This is a genomic window from Acidovorax sp. GW823-FHT02H02 (assembly GCF_058797075.1).
The window spans coordinates 288,368-305,819 of sequence record NZ_JBXAJH010000003.1 but is presented as its reverse complement, the minus strand read 5'-3'; the positions used below and the strand labels follow the sequence as shown (position 1 = coordinate 305,819).

At 64.4% G+C, this 17,452-nt stretch carries 17 protein-coding genes; 2 read left to right on the top strand and 15 right to left on the bottom strand.

Features of this window, described 5'->3' with window-relative positions:
• Positions 1–51: 51 nt before the first annotated feature.
• The 7 genes from hscB to uvrB all read right to left on the bottom strand — a co-directional run bounded on the left by hscB (position 52) and on the right by uvrB (position 5,616).
• Positions 52–570, bottom strand: coding sequence for a Fe-S protein assembly co-chaperone HscB (gene hscB, locus AC1RDS_RS05040; protein WP_348682605.1), 519 nt, complete (start codon positions 568–570; stop codon positions 52–54).
• 83 nt (positions 571–653) lie between these two features.
• The gene (iscA, locus tag AC1RDS_RS05035) at positions 654–977 is read right to left on the bottom strand and encodes an iron-sulfur cluster assembly protein IscA (RefSeq protein ID WP_026435065.1); all 324 of its coding nucleotides are present in this window, start codon (positions 975–977) and stop codon (positions 654–656) included.
• Positions 978–979: 2 nt separating this feature from the next.
• Entirely contained in the window at positions 980–1,381 is a 402-nt protein-coding gene (gene iscU / locus AC1RDS_RS05030; RefSeq protein WP_348682604.1) for a Fe-S cluster assembly scaffold IscU, read from the bottom strand.
• A gap of 39 nt (positions 1,382–1,420) precedes the next feature.
• Complete coding sequence (locus AC1RDS_RS05025) at positions 1,421–2,641, bottom strand: IscS subfamily cysteine desulfurase (protein WP_348682602.1); 1,221 nt, start codon at positions 2,639–2,641, stop codon at positions 1,421–1,423.
• A gap of 105 nt (positions 2,642–2,746) precedes the next feature.
• Positions 2,747–3,283 carry a Fe-S cluster assembly transcriptional regulator IscR gene (gene iscR, locus AC1RDS_RS05020; RefSeq protein ID WP_005794107.1) on the bottom strand — a complete coding sequence of 179 codons (537 nt, stop codon included), beginning with the start codon at positions 3,281–3,283 and terminating at the stop codon, positions 2,747–2,749.
• 14 nt (positions 3,284–3,297) lie between these two features.
• Positions 3,298–3,498 carry a hypothetical protein gene (locus tag AC1RDS_RS05015; RefSeq protein ID WP_492226701.1) on the bottom strand — a complete coding sequence of 67 codons (201 nt, stop codon included), beginning with the start codon at positions 3,496–3,498 and terminating at the stop codon, positions 3,298–3,300.
• 27 nt (positions 3,499–3,525) lie between these two features.
• Positions 3,526–5,616, bottom strand: a complete 2,091-nt coding sequence (uvrB, locus tag AC1RDS_RS05010) for an excinuclease ABC subunit UvrB (RefSeq protein ID WP_348682600.1) — start codon at positions 5,614–5,616, stop codon at positions 3,526–3,528.
• 106 nt (positions 5,617–5,722) lie between these two features.
• Here uvrB and AC1RDS_RS05005 point away from each other — a divergent pair, with 106 nt between their 5' ends.
• Positions 5,723–6,931, top strand: coding sequence for an amino acid aminotransferase (locus AC1RDS_RS05005; RefSeq protein WP_348682599.1), 1,209 nt, complete (start codon positions 5,723–5,725; stop codon positions 6,929–6,931).
• A gap of 88 nt (positions 6,932–7,019) precedes the next feature.
• On the opposite strand, the gene AC1RDS_RS05000 is transcribed toward AC1RDS_RS05005, so the two are convergent.
• From AC1RDS_RS05000 to AC1RDS_RS04970, 7 genes are read right to left on the bottom strand one after another with little or no spacing between them, the layout of a single operon-like run.
• Positions 7,020–8,765: an acetyl/propionyl/methylcrotonyl-CoA carboxylase subunit alpha gene (locus AC1RDS_RS05000; RefSeq protein ID WP_092698864.1), complete on the bottom strand. Its 1,746-nt coding sequence runs from the start codon at positions 8,763–8,765 to the stop codon at positions 7,020–7,022.
• The gene (locus tag AC1RDS_RS04995; RefSeq protein WP_159433785.1) at positions 8,762–8,899 is read right to left on the bottom strand and encodes a hypothetical protein; all 138 of its coding nucleotides are present in this window, start codon (positions 8,897–8,899) and stop codon (positions 8,762–8,764) included. The genes AC1RDS_RS05000 and AC1RDS_RS04995 overlap by 4 nt, the downstream gene beginning before the upstream one ends.
• An 11-nt stretch (positions 8,900–8,910) precedes the next feature.
• Entirely contained in the window at positions 8,911–10,533 is a 1,623-nt protein-coding gene (gene pxpB / locus AC1RDS_RS04990) for a 5-oxoprolinase subunit PxpB (protein WP_092698862.1), read from the bottom strand.
• Between the two features lie 6 nt (positions 10,534–10,539).
• Positions 10,540–11,298, bottom strand: a complete 759-nt coding sequence (locus tag AC1RDS_RS04985; protein WP_348682597.1) for a LamB/YcsF family protein — start codon at positions 11,296–11,298, stop codon at positions 10,540–10,542.
• A gap of 49 nt (positions 11,299–11,347) precedes the next feature.
• Positions 11,348–12,019: a pyroglutamyl-peptidase I gene (gene pcp, locus AC1RDS_RS04980; RefSeq protein ID WP_092698860.1), complete on the bottom strand. Its 672-nt coding sequence runs from the start codon at positions 12,017–12,019 to the stop codon at positions 11,348–11,350.
• 12 nt (positions 12,020–12,031) lie between these two features.
• A complete protein-coding gene (locus AC1RDS_RS04975; protein ID WP_092698957.1) occupies positions 12,032–12,988 on the bottom strand; it encodes a DUF979 domain-containing protein in 957 nt (318 codons plus the stop codon).
• Positions 12,989–12,990: 2 nt separating this feature from the next.
• Positions 12,991–13,731, bottom strand: coding sequence for a DUF969 domain-containing protein (locus AC1RDS_RS04970; RefSeq protein WP_092698858.1), 741 nt, complete (start codon positions 13,729–13,731; stop codon positions 12,991–12,993).
• Between the two features lie 379 nt (positions 13,732–14,110).
• On the opposite strand from AC1RDS_RS04970, the gene AC1RDS_RS04965 reads away from it, so the two are divergent.
• Positions 14,111–14,788: a GntR family transcriptional regulator gene (locus AC1RDS_RS04965; protein ID WP_348682596.1), complete on the top strand. Its 678-nt coding sequence runs from the start codon at positions 14,111–14,113 to the stop codon at positions 14,786–14,788.
• 155 nt (positions 14,789–14,943) lie between these two features.
• Here the strand turns inward: AC1RDS_RS04965 and AC1RDS_RS04960 are convergent, their stop codons facing one another.
• A complete protein-coding gene (locus AC1RDS_RS04960; protein WP_348682595.1) occupies positions 14,944–17,325 on the bottom strand; it encodes a YgiQ family radical SAM protein in 2,382 nt (793 codons plus the stop codon).
• Positions 17,326–17,452 lie beyond the last annotated feature (127 nt).

Here is a 17,452-nt window from a genome sequence, read left to right as displayed (position 1 = left end):
CGTGATGAGGCTGTGCCACGCGCAACGCGCCTCGAAAAAGGGGTGATTCCGCTATTGTCCCAGCTGATCCCGGCGCCGCTCGATGTCGTCGGCAAATCGCGCAATGAACATGAGGGCTCTGACCTGCCGCGCTGCAGCGGCATAGTCCTTTTGCTCATCGATCAGTTGGCCGCAAAGTGCCAGCGCCTGGCTCTGGGCCTGCTGCACGCCATCGTCCAGTGCGTCCAGCTCGGCAGATGAACGCGCTTCCCCCAGCGATTCACGCCACTCCATCTGCTGCATCAGAAAGCTTGCGGGCATGGCGGTGTTGTCTTCGGCCTGGATGGGTGTGCCATGCAGTTCGCACAGATAGGCGGCACGGCGCATCGGCGCTTTCAGGCGCTGGTAGGCCTCGTTGATGCGCACCGACCACTGCATGGCCAACCGCTGGGCAGCGGCGCCCTGTGCCGCAAATTTGTCGGGATGGGCCTCGCGCTGCAGTTCCTTCCAGCGCGCATCCAGTGCCGCCCGGTCCTGGGCAAAGCATTGCGGCACGCCAAACAGCTCAAAGTCGTCAGATTGCAGATTCATGCCCATACCAGGTCACGCAGGATCAATAAAAAACCGCCAGCACGCAGCGCGATGGCGGTTGGACGGCAACGCGGCAGAAAACCTCAAACGCGGAAGCTCTCACCGCAGCCGCAGCGGTCCCGTTCATTGGGGTTGTTGAACTTGAAGCCTTCATTCAGGCCTTCGCGCACAAAATCCAGCTCGGTGCCATCGATGTAGGCCAGGCTCTTGGGGTCGATCAGCACCTTGACACCGTGGTTTTCAAACACGATGTCTTCCGGTTCGGAGTCATCCACATATTCGAGCTTGTAGGCCAGGCCCGAGCAGCCGGTGGTCTTGACCCCCAGGCGCACGCCCAACCCTTTGCCCCGGCGCGCCAGGTAGCGGGAGACATGCCGGGCAGCAGCTTCTGTCAGCGTAATGGCCATGGTCAGGCTGCGGCCGCCGCGCTGTGGTGCTTGGCCTTGTAGTCGTTCACGGCCGCCTTGATGGCGTCTTCGGCGAGGATGGAGCAGTGGATCTTGACGGGCGGCAGAGCCAGCTCTTCGGCGATCTCGCTGTTTTTCAGGGCCGCCGCTTCGTCCAGCGTCTTGCCCTTGACCCATTCGGTCACCAGCGACGACGAGGCAATGGCAGAGCCGCAGCCATAGGTCTTGAAACGGGCATCTTCAATGACGCCGGTTTGCGGGTTCACCTTGATCTGCAGCTTCATCACGTCGCCGCAGGCAGGAGCGCCCACCATGCCGGTGCCCACGGAATCGTCACCCTTGTCGAACGAACCCACGTTGCGGGGGTTTTCGTAATGGTCAACCACTTTGTCGGAGTAAGCCATGATGTGTACCTCTTCAATTCTTCAGAAATCTTCAGGAATTCAGTGCGCTGCCCACTGGATGGTGCTGATATCGATGCCGTCCTGGTACATCTCCCACAGCGGACTGAGTTCGCGCAGGCGGGCCACGTTTTCACGAATGGTGCCAATGGCGTAGTCGATCTCTTCTTCGGTGGTGAAACGGCCAATGGTCATGCGCAGGCTGCTGTGTGCCAGTTCGTCGCTGCGGCCCAGGGCGCGCAGGACATAGCTGGGCTCCAGGCTGGCCGAAGTGCAGGCAGAGCCCGACGACACCGCCAAACCCTTGATCCCCATGATCAGCGATTCGCCTTCGACGAAATTGAAGCTCATGTTCAGGTTCTGCGGCACCCGGCGCTCCAGGCTGCCATTGATGAACACCTGCTCGATATCCTTCAAGCCATTGAGCAGGCGCTGCTGCAATGCGCGAGCCTTGGCATTGCTCTCGGCCATTTCTTCCTTGGCGATGCGAAAGGCCTCGCCCATGCCCACGATCTGGTGCGTGGGCAGCGTGCCCGAACGCATGCCGCGCTCGTGGCCACCACCGTGCATCTGTGCTTCCAGGCGGACGCGGGGCTTGCGGCGCACAAACAAGGCGCCCACACCCTTGGGGCCGTAGGTCTTGTGGGCCGTCATGCTCATCAGGTCGATCGGCAGAACGCTCATGTCGATCTCGACCCGGCCTGTGGCCTGCGCGGCATCCACATGCAGCAGGATGCCTTTCTCGCGGCACAGGGCGCCAATGGCCGGAATGTCCTGGATCACACCGATTTCGTTGTTCACGAACAGGATGCTGATCAAGATGGTGTCGGGGCGAACGGCCGCCTTCAGGGCGTCCATGTTGACCAGGCCATCCTCCTGCACATCCAGGTAGGTCACCTCGAAACCCTGGCGCTCCAGCTCGCGCATGGTGTCCAGCACGGCCTTGTGCTCGGTCTTGAGGGTGATGAGGTGCTTACCCTTGCCCTGGTAGAAATGGGCGGCACCCTTCAAGGCGAGGTTGATGGACTCGGTGGCACCGCTGGTCCAGACGATCTCGCGGGGGTCGGCACCGATCAGGTCGGCCACTTGCACGCGTGCTTTTTCCACGGCCTCTTCGGCCTCCCAGCCCCAGGCGTGGCTGCGGGAAGCGGGGTTGCCGAAATGTTCGCGCAGCCACGGAATCATGGCATCCACAACGCGTGGATCCACCGGCGTGGTGGCGCCGTAATCGAGATAGATGGGGAAATGCGGGGTCATGTCCATGGCTGGCTCAGTAAAAATTTCCGGCTGGCAAACTCAAAAAAACAAGGTTCGAGAAACACGTTCAGGGCGGTGCCGACCCCAGGGCCGAACCGGGCGCCCCAGGTATCAGGATTTGGCGAAGACGTTACCCAGCGCGAACACCGAATTGGGTGCATTCACGCGAATGGGCTTGACCACGGGAGTCGTGGAGATAGCGCGCCGCGCAACGGGCTTGTCCTCGATCTGCACGCCCTTGGCCAGTTGCTCGTCCACCAGCTTCTGCAACGTGACGGAGTCGAGGAACTCGACCATGCGCTGGTTGAGCGAAGCCCACAACTCATGCGTCATGCAGCGCCCCGCCTCGCCCAGGCAATTTTCCTTGCCACCACACTGCGTGGCATCAATTGGCTCATCCACCGAAACGATGATGTCGGCCACCGTGATGTCGGCCGCCTTGCGGGCCAGGGTGTAGCCACCGCCGGGCCCCCGGGTGGATTCCACGAGCTCGTGGCGGCGCAGCTTGCCAAAGAGCTGCTCCAGGTAGGACAGCGAAATTTGTTGCCTCTGGCTGATGGCCGCCAGCGTGACAGGGCCATTGTTCTGGCGCAAAGCCAGGTCAATCATGGCGGTGACCGCAAAACGGCCTTTGGTTGTGAGACGCATCGCAAGCTCCTTGTCTACGCTTGTTCGTTATAAAACTGCGGGCCCTGGCAAATGCGCAGCGCCTGCACCGTCTCCGCCCCTTGCCCCATCCAGTTGCCTGGCACAGGGCCCTTCATCGTTGGGCTCTTTTCTTGAGTATTTTGTAAGAGTATACCATAAATCCCAATCGATTTTGTCGGGTTAAAAAACCAACAAGTCACAATTTCATCGATCAAGTTCCATTGCCCTTAGGGCACACGCGTTCAGAGTGCCACTGAATCGCTGCCATGCGCTCCAAAAGCCTGGTCCTTGAGCCGTGTCAACTGGTCGCGCACGCGTGCTGCCTGCTCGAATTCCAGGTTGCGCGCATGTTCCAGCATGAGTTTTTCCAGACGCTTGATCTCGCGCGCCACATCCTTCTCCGACATGTCCTCCACCTGCGCACGCTGTATCGCTTCCTGCTCCAGCCGCTCGGCGTCCTTGCCGGCCTTTTCGCTGTAAACCCCGTCAATCAGGTCTCTTACCCGCTTGACAATGCTGCGTGGCGTGATTCCGTGGGCCTTGTTGTGTGCGATCTGCTTGACGCGCCGACGTTCCGTCTCGCCGATGGCTTTTTTCATCGAGTCGGTCATCCGGTCGGCATACAGGATGGCCTTGCCGTTCAGATTGCGCGCCGCGCGGCCGATGGTCTGGATCAGGCTGCGCTCGGCGCGCAGGAAGCCTTCCTTGTCGGCGTCCAGGATGGCCACAAGCGACACCTCGGGAATGTCCAGCCCTTCGCGCAGCAGGTTGATGCCCACCAGCACGTCGAACGCCCCCAGGCGCAGATCGCGGATGATTTCGACGCGCTCCACGGTGTCCACGTCGCTGTGCAGGTAGCGCACCTTCACGCCGTTGTCCGTCAGATAGTCGGTCAGCTGCTCGGCCATGCGCTTGGTCAGCGTGGTAATGAGTACGCGTTCATGCTTTTCAACGCGAATGCGTATTTCCTGCAGCACATCATCCACCTGGTGGGTGGCGGGACGCACTTCCACCACCGGGTCCACCAGGCCGGTGGGACGTACCACCTGGTCCACGATCTGGCCCGAATGGGTTTTTTCATAGTCGGCCGGCGTGGCCGAAACAAAGATCACCTGCCGCATGCGCTGCTCGAACTCCTCGAACTTGAGCGGGCGGTTGTCCAGCGCCGATGGCAGGCGAAAACCATATTCCACCAGCGTGGTCTTGCGTGATCGGTCGCCGCTGTACATGGCGTTGAGCTGGCCGATCATCTGGTGGCTCTCGTCCAGGAACATGATGGCGTTCTTGGGCATGTAGTCGGTCAGCGTGCTCGGCGGGTCGCCCGGCGCGGCGCCCGACAGGTGGCGCGTGTAATTCTCGATGCCCTTGCAGTGCCCTACCTCGCTGAGCATCTCCAGGTCAAAGCGTGTGCGCTGCTCCAGCCGCTGGGCCTCCACCAGCTTGCCGTCGGCCAGCAGCTGCTGCAGGCGCTCGGCCAGCTCCAGCTTGATGGTCTCCACTGCCGCCAGCACCTTGTCGCGCGGGGTCACGTAGTGGCTGCTGGGGTACACGGTGAAGCGCGGAATCTTCTGCTTGACGCGTCCCGTGAGCGGGTCGAACAGCTGCAGGCTCTCGATCTCGTCATCAAACAGCTCGATGCGCATCGCCAGCTCGGAATGCTCGGCCGGGAACACGTCGATGGTGTCGCCCCGCACGCGGAACTTGCCGCGCGAAAAGTCCGCTTCGTTGCGCTGGTACTGCATGCGGATCAACTGGGCAATCACATCGCGCTGGCCCAGCTTGTCGCCCGTGCGCAATGTCATCACCATGCGGTGGTAGCTCTCGGGCTCGCCAATGCCGTAGATCGCCGACACGGTGGCCACGATGACTACGTCCTTGCGCTCCATCAGGCTCTTGGTACAGCTCAATCGCATCTGCTCGATGTGCTCGTTGATCGCGCTGTCCTTCTCGATGAACAGGTCGCGCTGGGGCACGTAAGCCTCTGGCTGGTAGTAGTCGTAGTAGCTCACGAAGTATTCGACGGCGTTCCTGGGGAAGAACTCGCGGAACTCGCTGTACAGCTGCGCGGCCAGCGTCTTGTTGGGCGCGAACACGATGGCAGGGCGGCCCATGCGCGCGATCACATTGGCCATGGTGAAGGTCTTGCCCGAGCCCGTCACACCGAGCAGCGTCTGGAAGGTCTCGCCGTCCTGCAGACCCTCCACCAGCTTGGCAATGGCCTCGGGCTGGTCGCCCGCCGGCGGATAGGGCTGGAACAGTTCGAAGGGGGAATCGGGGAAGCGGACGCACTCGCCGTCCTGCTTTTCAGTGATGACTTCGGTGATATCTGGCATGGGGCGTGGTCAACGGGACGAGCAGGCCGCCCGTTAAAATCGGCGGAACCCGGCACAGTACACCACGCCCGGATTCTTCGCTACTGACAACCTTTCAAGGATTTTCATGTCTCTGTTCACCGCCGTCGAAATGGCCCCCCGCGACCCCATCCTGGGGCTGAACGAACAATTCGCCGCAGACACCAACCCCAACAAGGTCAACCTGGGCGTGGGCGTTTATTTCGACGACAACGGCAAGCTGCCCCTGCTGCAGTGCGTGCAGGCCGCTGAAAAGGCCATGATGGACAAGCCCACCGCCCGTGGCTACCTGCCCATCGACGGTATTGCCGCCTACGACGCCGCCGTGAAGGGCCTGGTGTTCGGTGCGGACTCCGACGTGGTCAAGAGCGGCCGCGTGGCCACCGTGCAAGCCATTGGCGGCACCGGCGGCCTGAAGATCGGCGCCGACTTCCTGAAAAAGATCAGCCCCAACGCCACCGTGCTGATTTCCGACCCCAGCTGGGAAAACCACCGCGCCTTGTTCACCAACGCCGGCTTCCCTGTCGACACCTACCCCTACTTCGACCAAAGCGCCAACGGCGGCCTGGGCGGCATCAACTTCGACGGCATGCTGGCCAAGCTGAACGCCGCCGCCGAAGGCACCATCGTGCTGCTGCACGCCTGCTGCCACAACCCCACCGGCTACGACATCACCCCCGCCCAATGGGACCAGGTGATCGCCGCCGTGAAGGCACGCAACCTCACCGCCTTCCTGGACATGGCCTACCAGGGCTTTGGCTACGGCATCGCCGAAGACGGCGCCGTGATCGCCAAGTTTGTGGCCGCTGGCCTGAACATCTTCGTCTCCACCAGCTTCTCCAAGAGCTTCAGCCTGTACGGCGAGCGCGTGGGCGCCCTGAGCGTGGTCGGCAGCAGCAAGGAAGAAGCCGACCGCGTGCTGAGCCAGCTCAAGATCGCCATCCGCACCAACTACTCCAACCCGCCCACCCACGGTGGCGCCATCGTGGCTGCCGTGCTGGGCAACCCCGAACTGCGCGCACTGTGGGAAAAGGAACTGGGCGAGATGCGCGTGCGCATCAAGGCCATGCGCCAAAAGCTGGTCGATGGCCTGAAGGCCGCTGGCGTGAGCAAGGACATGTCCTTCATCACCACCCAGATCGGCATGTTCAGCTACTCGGGCCTGTCCAAGGACCAGATGGTGCGCCTGCGCAGCGAGTTCGGCGTGTACGGCACCGACACCGGCCGCATGTGCGTGGCTGCGCTCAACAGCAAGAACATCGACTACGTCTGCCAGGCCATTGCCAAGGTGGTCTGAGCCTCCCAGCAGCCACACAAAAACCGCCCTCGGGCGGTTTTTTCATGGGCGAAAAGATCGAGCAGCGCAGGCAGCGGCCCTGCGGCAATCAGAGTCCCGCAATCCGCGCAATCACCGCCCCCAGCGCCTGGCTGGTGCCGGCCTCTGCGGTCAGCGTGATGCGGCCACTGCCATGCGCGGTGACCTGCATTTCCATCTTCATGGCTTCCATCACGGCGATCACGTCACCGTCCTGCACCAGGTCGCCCTCGGCCACCTTCCAGGCGTGCAGGTTGCCCGCAATGGGCGAGGTGACCGCGCCGGCATCCACCGCCAATTCGGGTGCCGTCACCTGTGCCGCCCCGCCGGACACATTCGCCAACCCCTGCAGCAGCACGGCGGGCAGGCCCAGATGGACGCGGCGGCCGTCGATCTCGATGGCGGTGCGCAGCAAGCTGGCGTCGGGCTGTGGTTCAGCGCGCGCCTGCGCCTGGATCGAGGCGGCCAGCGGCGCGGCAAAGTCGGATTCAATCCAGCGCGTATGCACCTTGAAACCATCGGCGCCCACGAAGTCGGGGTGGTCGATAACCGCGCGGTGGAACGGCAGCACCGAGGCCACGCCCTCGATCTGAAACTCGCGCAACGCACGGCGAGCACGCACAAGTGCCTGCTCGCGGGTGGCACCGGTCACGATCAGCTTGGCCATGAGCGAGTCGAACGTGCCCGGAACCACCGAGCCCGTCTGCACGCCCGTGTCCAGGCGCACGCCGGGGCCCGAGGGCGCATCAAAACGCTGCACCGGGCCGGGTGTGGGCAGAAAGCCCCGGCCCACGTCTTCGGCGTTGATACGAAACTCGATAGCATGGCCCAGCGGCGCGGGCGTCTGCGCCACAGACAGCGGCAGGCCGTCGGCCACGCGCAGCTGCTCCACCACCAGGTCCACGCCGGTGGTCTGCTCCGTCACGGGGTGCTCGACCTGCAAGCGGGTGTTGACCTCCAGGAACGAGATGGCGCCGCTCTGGCTGAGCAGAAACTCCACCGTACCCGCACTCACATAGCCGGCGGCCGCGCAGATGTCGCGCGCCGAGCTGTGGATGCGCTCGCGCTGGGCATCGGTCAAAAATGGCGCTGGGGCCTCTTCCACCAGTTTTTGGTTGCGCCGCTGCAGCGAGCAATCGCGCGTGCCCAGCACCACCACGTTGCCATGGGTGTCCGCCAACACCTGGGCCTCGATGTGGCGAGGCTTGTCCAGAAACTGCTCGACAAAGCACTCGCCACGGCCAAAGGCCGTCACGGCCTCGCGCACGGCGGAGTCGAACAGCTCGGCCACCTCGTCCATGCGCCAGGCGATCTTCATGCCACGCCCGCCGCCGCCAAAGGCCGCCTTGATGATGATGGGCAGGCCGTGCTGCTCGGCAAACGCCAGCACCTCGCTGGCATCCTTGACCGGGTCGGGCGTTCCCACCACCAGGGGCGCACCCACCTGCAGCGCAATCTTGCGTGCCTGAACCTTGTCGCCCAGCTGGGCGATGGTGGCGGGTGGTGGGCCGATCCACGCCAGGCCGGCATCGATCACTGCCTGGGCAAAAGCCTGGTTTTCCGACAGGAAACCGTAGCCTGGGTGCACAGCGTCGGCACCGCTCTTTCGGGCGACCTCCAGCAGCTTGGCGATGTTCAGATAGGTGTCGGCCGGCCGGTCGCCATCGAGGCCATAGGCCTCATCAGCCATGCGTGCATGCAGCGCATCGATGTCGGCATTGGCATACACCGCCACCGACTGCACTCCGTAATCGGCACAGGCGCGGGCGATGCGGACGGCGATCTCGCCGCGATTGGCAATCAGAACTTTTTTCATGGCATCAAACCTTTCGCCTCGAAAACGTGAAGGGTGGCGAGTTCGCCGTCACCTGCTACGCAGGCACAGCGATGTAGAGAAACGCCCGCGGCGCGGCCGTTTTCGCCGCGATTGGCAATCAAGACTTTTTTCATGGTTGACTCTTTCAAACGCTGGGCGAAAGCTCTGCAAAGGGGCGAATGGGGTTGAAACGCAACCAGGCCCCGACGGGGATCTGCCCCGCGCGGTCCAGATGGTAGGGCGCCACGGCGCCAATGACGGGATAGCCGCCGGTGAGCGGGTGGTCGGCCAGAAACAGCACGGGTTGGCCGCTGGGCGGCACCTGCAGCGCCCCCAGGGCAGTGCCCTCGCTGGGCAGCTCGCCGGAAATGGCACGGTCCAGCGGCAGTTCGCCCGCCAGGCGCAGACCCACCCGGTTGGACTGGGGCGTGACCTGCCAGCGCTGGGTGGCCAGCCGTGCAATGGCCTCGGCGGTGAACCAGTCGGTGCGCGGGCCCATGACCACGTCCAGCACCACCTCCTGCTCCAGTGTGGGCAGGTCGTCGGTGGCCAGATCGGCAGCGCCCACCACCGCGCTGGTGCTGGCGGGCCGCACGCCCAGCATGTCACCCACAGACAACGGTGCGGGCCCGACATGGGCCAGGGTGTCGGTGGCGCAGCTGCCCATGACAGCGGCCACATCAAAGCCGCCACGCACGGCCACGTAGCAACGCGCGCCCGCCCGGGGCTGGCCCACTGCCAGGGTGTCGCCATGGGCCAGCGCCACGGGGGCGTGGCGCGGCAGGCTCCAGCGGCGACCGTCTGCAGTGGTCAGATCCAGGGGCGCGTCGGCACCGGTGACAGCCACCACGGTCTCGCCCAGGCTTTGCAGTTGCAGGCCGCCCCCTACCGTTTCGAGCGCTGCAGCGTTGCTGGCGTTGCCCACCAGCCGGTTGGCGACCTTGAGGGCAGACTGGTCCATGGCGCCCGACTCCGACACGCCCTGCCCCGCCTGGCCCTGGCGCCCCAGATCCTGAAACACGGTGAGCAGGCCGGTGGCGCGCACCCTCAGCGCAGCCTGGTCCGGCGCAAGTGCCTGCGCCGAACGGCACGCAGCATTTTCAGGGCCTTTTTGGCCTGTAGCCGTTGGTTTTATTTCACTATCAGCTATTGATTGTGTAGCAATATCCACGAATCGCACGCGGTAACCGGGCTGCAGCAGAGCGGGCTGGGCACGGTCAAGGTCCCACATGGCCAAGGGTGTCACACCAATGATCTGCCAGCCGCCAGGGCTGGCCTGCGGGTAGACGCCACTGAAGCTGCCCGCCAGGCCCACGGCGCCTGCCGGTATGCGGGTGCGCGGCGTGCTGCGGCGCGGCACGTTCAGGCTGGGGTGGCCACCGCTCAGGTAGGCAAAGCCCGGGGCAAAGCCGGTGAAGGCCACGGTGTATTCGCTGCCGGTGTGGCGGCGCACCACTTCTTCGGGCGTGATGCCCAGGATCTGCGCCACTTCGGCCAGGTCTTCGCCGTCGTAGTGCACGGGGATCTCGACCAGGGTGCTGCTGCGCTCGGCGCGCTGCGAAATGTCCCGGCCCGCAATTTGCCGGACCAGTTCAGCCGCGCTGGTGGCCGCGGGGCGAAAGCGCACCAGAATGGTCCGAGCAGCGGGCACCAGCTCTTGCACGCCCGGCAAGGGCGCTCTCTGCAGCGAGGCCAGCAGCGCCAGGGTCTGCTCGAGATCGGCCAGCTCAACCAGCAGCGCATTCAAGTTGACGGGCAAAAAACGCATAACGGCCTACCCCGCGAATGAAGCGATGGCGATGCCGTCCTGCTCCAGGCAGGCCCGCAGCTGGCGGGCAATGGCTACCGCATCAGGGCTATCGCCATGCACGCAGATGGAGTCGGCCTCGATGCGCACCAGGCTGCCGTCGATGGCCTCGACAACCCCCTCGCGTACCAGGCGCGCCATGCGCCGGGCGATCAGCTCGGGATCGTGCAGTACCGCGCCTTTTTCGCGGCGCGACACCAGCGCACCGGCCGGTGTGTAGGCGCGGTCGGCAAAGGCTTCGGACACGACGCGCAGGCCCGCATCGCGGGCCCACTGCACCAGCGGTGCGCCGGCCAGGGCCACCAGCACCAGACCGGGGTCGATGGCGCGGATGGCGGTGATGACGTCTTGGGCCTGGCGCGCATCTTGCGCGATGGTGTTGTACAGCGCACCATGCGGCTTGACGTAGCGCACCGTGGTGCCCGCCGCAGCGGCCAGGCCTTGCAACGCGCCGATCTGGTAGATCACATCGGCCACCAGGTCGGCGCTGGCCACATCCATGGCGCGCCGGCCAAAGCCCTGCAGGTCGGGGTAAGCCACATGGGCACCCACCACCACGCCACGCTCCTGGGCGGCCCGCAGCGTCTGCAAAATACCTGCCGGGTCGCCCGCGTGAAAGCCACAGGCCACATTGGCGCTGCTCACAATGCCCAGCATGGCGGCGTCGTCGCCCATGGTCCACGCGCCCAGGCTTTCGCCCAGGTCGCTGTTCAAATCGATTTTCATCGTGTTCTCCTGCTCTGCAAAGTGCATGGCTGGGTAGAAAAAATAGGGTTCAATGCAGTTGCCCGCCGGTTTCGCGCACATCGGCGTGCACCGCCAGGGCCGTCTGGATGGCCACCTGCAATCCCTGCACCTGGGTTTCCAGCGCCATGCTGGGCATGCCGGGGTGCAGGGCGGCCAGTGCCGGCAGGGCCGGCACATGGATGAAGCCGCCGCGCACCGCGCCACCCGACGCAGCCAGTCGGTGCATGAGTGCATAAAAAATATGGTTGCACACAAAGGTGCCTGCCGTGTTGGACACGGCGGCCGGCACACCTTGCGCACGCATGTCGCGCACCATGGCCTTGATCGGCAGGGTAGAGAAATAGGCCGCAGGGCCACCTGGCTGAACCGCCACGTCCACCGGCTGGCGGCCCGCGTTGTCTGCGATGCGGGCATCGTCCACGTTGATGGCCACCCGCTCGGGCGTCAGTTCGGCGCGGCCACCGGCCAGGCCCAGACTGAGCACCAGCGTGGGGCGCCACTGCTGCAGGGCCCGATCCAGGTGCGCGATGGCCTCGCCAAACACGCAGGGCAGCTGCACGGCACGCACCACGGTCCCCGCAGGCTGCCAGCCATCCAGGGCGCGAGCCACCTCCCAGGAGGGGTTGAGCGGGTCCTTGTCGAACGGTTCAAAACCCGTGAGCAGCACAGTCGGGGTGGCGTCAACGGCGGGGGTGGACATGGCGGGCTTTCCTCAGCGGAACATCATGAAGTTGAGCAAAAACACATTCACTGCCAGCAAGGTCAATGCTGTGGGCACCTGGGCACGAATGACGGCATTTTTGTCCGGCAACTCCAGCAGCGCAGCGGGTACGATGTTGAAATTGGCAGCCATGGGCGTGAGCAGCGTGCCGCAGTACCCCGACAACATGCCCACCGCGGCCATCACCGCCGGATCGCCGTGGTACACGCCCACCAGCACCGGCACGCCCACGCCACCCGTCATCACCGGAAACGCCGCAAAACCATTGCCCATGATGACGGTGAACAGCGCCATGCCCACGACATACACCGCCACCGCCACAAAGCGGACGTCCATGTTGATGTAGGTGGTGGTCACATAGGCCACGGCCTTGCCCACGCCCGCATCAGAGAACACCAGGCCCAGCATGCCCAGCATCTGCGGCAGCACCAGGGCCCAGCCCAGCGCATCGGTCAGGCGGTGCGATTCGCGCAGGCCCTGGGCCGGTGTCTCGCGCGTCAGCCAGCAAACCAGGGCCAGCGAGACCACGCAGCCCACGCCCAAGCTCACCAGGGTGGTGTTCTTGGGGTCGAGCAGGGGCGCACCGCCGATGGCCAGATACTTGGCCGATAACGTGCCCACCATGGTCACCAGCGGAATGGCCAGCGCGGGCACAAACAGCTTGTTGCCCAGGCGCTTGGCGCTGGCAGCGTACTGCGACGGGCTCGGGCCCTGGTGCTTGCCGGCGCCAACGCCCCCAAAGCCGGCAATCAGCGCCATCGCCACAGCCCCCACACCCACCCACAGGGCTGGCAGCAGGTCGCCCACAAGAAAAACCAGTGCATACAGCGCCCAGAACAGGCCTGTGCTGTAGCGCTTGGCATTGCTGCGGTCGGTGAGGGTTGCCACGGCCGTGAAGGCCAGCACGGCCCCCACCAGGTAATACAGATGCTGGATCGTGATCGTCATCATCAGACTCCTCGGGTCGGGGTTTTGGCGGCGGCACTCAGGGAAACAATCCCCTCGGCGGCCAGCTCACGGGCCAGCACACCGTCGAGGCGATACAGGCGCCAGGCGTGGATGAGAAATGCGCAAATCGCGGTCGGAATGCCCCAGACCGCCACGTGCAGCGGCTCCACATCGATACCCGCCTCGCGCAGAAAAGTGGTCATCAGCACGATGGCGCCAAATGCCACGAAGATGTCTTCACCAAAAAACAGGCCCACGTTGTCGGTTGCGGCCGAGAAGGCGCGCAGCTTGTGGCGAATGCGCTCGGGCAGCGTGCCGTAACGGGCCTCGGTGGCGCCTTCTGCCATGGGGGCCAGCAGCGGTCGCACCATCTGCGGATGCCCTCCCAGGCTGGTCAGGCCAACAGCCGCCGTGAGCTGGCGCGCAGCCAGGTAGACGATGAGCAGCCGCCCCGCCGTGGCCGACTTGATGCTGCTGATCCAGTTCTGGGCATGCTGGCGCAATCCGTGGCGCTCCAACAGGCCAATCACTGCCAGCGGCAGCAAGATGATGAGCGGCAGGTTGCGCGTCTTGATGAATCCGGTGCCTATGGTGGCCAGGATTTTGTCGATAGGAAACCCGGCAGCAAAGGCCGTACCGATGGCCGTCACCACCACCACCAGCATCGGGTTGAACCGCAGGACAAAGCCTACGATGATGATGGCCACCCCTATCAGCGGCCACAGATTGACGTCACTCAGCATATTGATCCTTGTTTGACCTGGGGCTGCCCCCAGACACATTTCGCGTTACCGCGTGTTCCCAACGTTCATCCACCCCGAGGCCAGGGCGCTGGGATCTGACCCGCTGCGCATGGCCGTCGAATGGGCAATTCAAACGGGCCGGAAGGTAAGTTTGCAAGACACATTTTATTTTTGTTGAACAATTAACATCAATGTGTTTCACAAAATAGAGATTGTGCCCAACAATCTGTTGGTACAGTGATTGGTATAAACCCTTATATTTGCCTTGCCATGGTGGTTTTTGGCTGATCCAGCGGCAGACGGGCGTCTTGCATCGCCCGCCACGCAAAACACACCCGGTTCGGCACCCTGGCGCCGCTATCGCAATTACCATCCGGGCATGAAGTCCGAACCGACCAACCACCAGACCCTCAACGACCGCATGGCCGAGCTGATCCGCCAGAAGATCGTGCACGGCGAGTTTTCACCCGGCCAGCGCCTGTCCGAGGCGGCCCTGAGTGAAAGCCTGGAAATCTCGCGCAACACGCTGCGCGAGGTGTTCCGGCTGCTGACCAAGGAGGGGCTGCTCACGCACGCGCCCAACCGGGGCGTGTTTGTGGCCATTCCCAGCATCGCGTCCATCATCGACATCTACCGCGTGCGCCGGCTGATCGAATGCCAGGCGCTGGCGCAGGCCTACCCGCGCCACCCGGCCAAGAAACACCTGCGCCAGGCCGTTGAAATGGCCCAGTGCTGTCGAGATGCCGGCGACTGGCAAGGCGTGGGCACGGCCAACATGGAGTTCCACATGGCGGTGGTCGAGCTGGCCGACAGCGAGCGCCTGAACGTGATGTTTTCCCATGTGCTGGCCGAGCTGCGGCTTGCCTTTGGCCTGCTGAACGACCCCGAATTTCTGCACATGCCCTATGTAGAGATGAACCTGAACATCCTGGAATTGTTCGAGGCCGGCAAGCTGCAGCAAGCGGCCACGGCACTCAACGAATACCTGGTGCACTCAGAACGCATCGTGCTGGCGGTGTATGCACGGCGCATTGGCGACAGCGGTCTTTCGGGGTAAGCGGCACTGCGCCAAGCCGCCAACAGAGCGCAGAACAACAGCAAAGCCCGGCATGGCGGCTGGCACACCAGCAAGAAAGCGCCGATCCAACCTGGCCAGGCCAGGATCAGCGCCGGGCCTGAACGACCCGTCAGAAACCAGGCGGCCTGATCAGATCAAGGGCGCGGCTTGCGCGCGCCGGGTTTGGCCGCGCCAGTCACCCGCGGCGGCAGGCCGGTGTGCTGGGTCAGCACTCGGCCTTTCTGCGGCTTGCCAGGCGTGGCGCCGGCCGCCCGCTGGGCTGCGGGTGAAGAACCCGTCGAGGGCGTCGAGTTGGTGCGCCGCGCGCTCTGGTAGCCCCCATCGGTGAGCGGCTGGAAGGTCGGGATCAGGTGGTGCTTGCCGTTACCGATCAAATCGGCCCGGCCCATGGCCTTGAGCGCCTCGCGCAGCAGCGGCCAGTTGTTGGGGTCGTGGTAGCGCAAGAAGGCCTTGTGCAGGCGGCGGCGCTTTTCGCCGCGCACGATGGGCACCTCTTCGCTGTCGCGCGTGACCTTGCGCAGCGGGTTCTTGCCCGTGTGGTACATGGCCGTGGCGCTGGCCATGGGGCTGGGGTAGAAGGCCTGCACCTGGTCGGCCCTGAAGCCGTTTTTCTTCAGCCAGATGGCCAGGTTCATCATGTCCTCGTCGCTGGTGCCGGGGTGGGCGGCGATGAAGTACGGGATCAGGAACTGCTTCTTGCCCGCTTCGGCCGTGTACTTCTCGAACAGCGTCTTGAACTTGTCGTAGTTGCCGATGCCCGGCTTCATCATCTTGGTGAGCGGGCCGGATTCGGTGTGCTCGGGGGCGATCTTCAGGTAGCCGCCCACATGGTGCTGCACCAGCTCTTTCACGTACTCGGGCGACTGGATGGCCAGGTCGTAGCGCAGGCCCGAGCCGATCAGGATCTTCTTGATGCCCTTGAGCGCACGGCCCCGACGGTAGATCTGGATGAGCGGGTCGTGGTTGGTGGTGAGGTTCTGGCAGATGCCGGGGTACACGCAGCTCGGCTTGCGGCAGGCGGCCTCGATCTCGGGCGTGCGGCAGCCCAGGCGGTACATGTTGGCCGTGGGGCCGCCCAGATCGCTGATGGTGCCGGTGAAGCCCTGCACCTTGTCGCGGATGTCCTCGATCTCTCGGATGATCGAATCCTCGCTGCGGCTCTGGATGATGCGCCCCTCGTGCTCGGTGATCGAGCAGAAGGTGCAGCCGCCAAAGCAGCCGCGCATGATGTTGATCGAGAAGCGGATCATCTCCCACGCCGGAATCTTGGTGGCGCCGTCGTGGCGGCCGCGCTCGTCGGCATAACGCGGGTGCGGGTTGCGCGCGTAGGGCAGGTCGAAAGTGTGGTCCATCTCGGCCGTGGTCAGCGGCACGGGCGGCGGGTTCAGCCACACATCGCGCGCCGTGGCCCCTTCGCCGTGCGCCTGCACCATGGCGCGGGCGTTGCCGGGGTTGGTTTCGAGGTGCATCACGCGGTTGGCGTGGGCATACAGCACCGGGTCGCTTTTCACCTGCTCGTAGCTGGGCAGGCGGATCACGGTGCGCTCGCGCGGCGGGCCCTTGTGCTTGCCCTGCATGGCGGGGTTGGGCACGAAGGTGAGCGCATGGGTGCTGCCAGAGGGTTTGGCATCTTTTTGGCCTGCAGCGCCCGCTGCTTCTGCGCCAGCAGCTACTGAAACCGTAGCATCTTCCTTGCTGCAGCTGCTGCCCTGCCCCGCCGCCTGCTCGCTGGTGGTCTGGTAGGGGTTGATGTGCTCGTCCACGCGGCCCGGCAGATCAACACTGCTGGAGTCGATCTCGAACCAGCCTTCAGGCGTGGTGCGGCGCACAAAGGCCGTGCCGCGCACGTCGGTGATGTTTTCCACCGGCTCGCGCGCGGCAATGCGGTGCGCCACCTCGACCAGGGCGCGCTCGGCGTTGCCAAACAGCAGCAGGTCGCACTTGGAATCGACCACGATGGAACGGCGCACCTTGTCGCTCCAGTAGTCGTAGTGCGCAATGCGGCGCAGGCTGCCTTCGATGCCGCCCAGCACGATGGGCACGTCCTTGTAGGCCTCGCGGCAGCGCTGGCTGTAGACGATGGCGGCGCGGTCGGGGCGCTTGCCGGCCACGTCGCCGGGGGTGTAGGCGTCGTCGCTGCGGATCTTGCGATCAGCCGTGTAGCGGTTGATCATCGAATCCATGTTCCCGGCCGTAATGCCCCAGAACAGGTTGGGCTTGCCCAGCGCCTTGAAGGGCTCGGCGCTTTGCCAGTCGGGCTGGGCGATGATGCCCACGCGAAAGCCCTGCGCCTCCAGCGTGCGCCCGATCACCGCCATGCCAAAGCTCGGGTGGTCGATGTAGGCGTCGCCCGTCACCAGCACCACGTCGCAGCTGTCCCAGCCCAGCTGCTCCATCTCGGCGCGGCTCATCGGCAAGAACGGGGCCGTGCCAAAGCGCTTGGCCCAGTACGGGCGGTAGCTGGTCAAGGGCTTGGCGGCGCGCGCAAAAAAGGAGACGTCAACGGGGGCGTTCATGCGGAGGGTGCGGGCGCCCAGGGTCGTGGCGGGACGCGGTCTTGGTGGGTAACCCGCGATTTTACGGCGGCAAGGCATTTTTGTCGCAGTGACGGCCCTTGCCCCCGTCTGGGCAAGGGCTTGGTAA

Coding starts and splice junctions, on each gene's coding strand:
- hscB (WP_348682605.1), bottom strand. CDS start 570: ATGAATCTGCAATCTGACGACTTTGAGCTGTTTGGCGTGCCGCAATGC.
- iscA (WP_026435065.1), bottom strand. CDS start 977: ATGGCCATTACGCTGACAGAAGCTGCTGCCCGGCATGTCTCCCGCTAC.
- iscU (WP_348682604.1), bottom strand. CDS start 1,381: ATGGCTTACTCCGACAAAGTGGTTGACCATTACGAAAACCCCCGCAAC.
- AC1RDS_RS05025 (WP_348682602.1), bottom strand. CDS start 2,641: ATGGACATGACCCCGCATTTCCCCATCTATCTCGATTACGGCGCCACC.
- iscR (WP_005794107.1), bottom strand. CDS start 3,283: ATGCGTCTCACAACCAAAGGCCGTTTTGCGGTCACCGCCATGATTGAC.
- uvrB (WP_348682600.1), bottom strand. CDS start 5,616: ATGCCAGATATCACCGAAGTCATCACTGAAAAGCAGGACGGCGAGTGC.
- AC1RDS_RS05005 (WP_348682599.1), top strand. CDS start 5,723: ATGTCTCTGTTCACCGCCGTCGAAATGGCCCCCCGCGACCCCATCCTG.
- AC1RDS_RS05000 (WP_092698864.1), bottom strand. CDS start 8,765: ATGAAAAAAGTTCTGATTGCCAATCGCGGCGAGATCGCCGTCCGCATC.
- AC1RDS_RS04995 (WP_159433785.1), bottom strand. CDS start 8,899: ATGAAAAAAGTCTTGATTGCCAATCGCGGCGAAAACGGCCGCGCCGCG.
- pxpB (WP_092698862.1), bottom strand. CDS start 10,533: ATGCGTTTTTTGCCCGTCAACTTGAATGCGCTGCTGGTTGAGCTGGCC.
- AC1RDS_RS04985 (WP_348682597.1), bottom strand. CDS start 11,298: ATGAAAATCGATTTGAACAGCGACCTGGGCGAAAGCCTGGGCGCGTGG.
- pcp (WP_092698860.1), bottom strand. CDS start 12,019: ATGTCCACCCCCGCCGTTGACGCCACCCCGACTGTGCTGCTCACGGGT.
- AC1RDS_RS04975 (WP_092698957.1), bottom strand. CDS start 12,988: ATGACGATCACGATCCAGCATCTGTATTACCTGGTGGGGGCCGTGCTG.
- AC1RDS_RS04970 (WP_092698858.1), bottom strand. CDS start 13,731: ATGCTGAGTGACGTCAATCTGTGGCCGCTGATAGGGGTGGCCATCATC.
- AC1RDS_RS04965 (WP_348682596.1), top strand. CDS start 14,111: ATGAAGTCCGAACCGACCAACCACCAGACCCTCAACGACCGCATGGCC.
- AC1RDS_RS04960 (WP_348682595.1), bottom strand. CDS start 17,325: ATGAACGCCCCCGTTGACGTCTCCTTTTTTGCGCGCGCCGCCAAGCCC.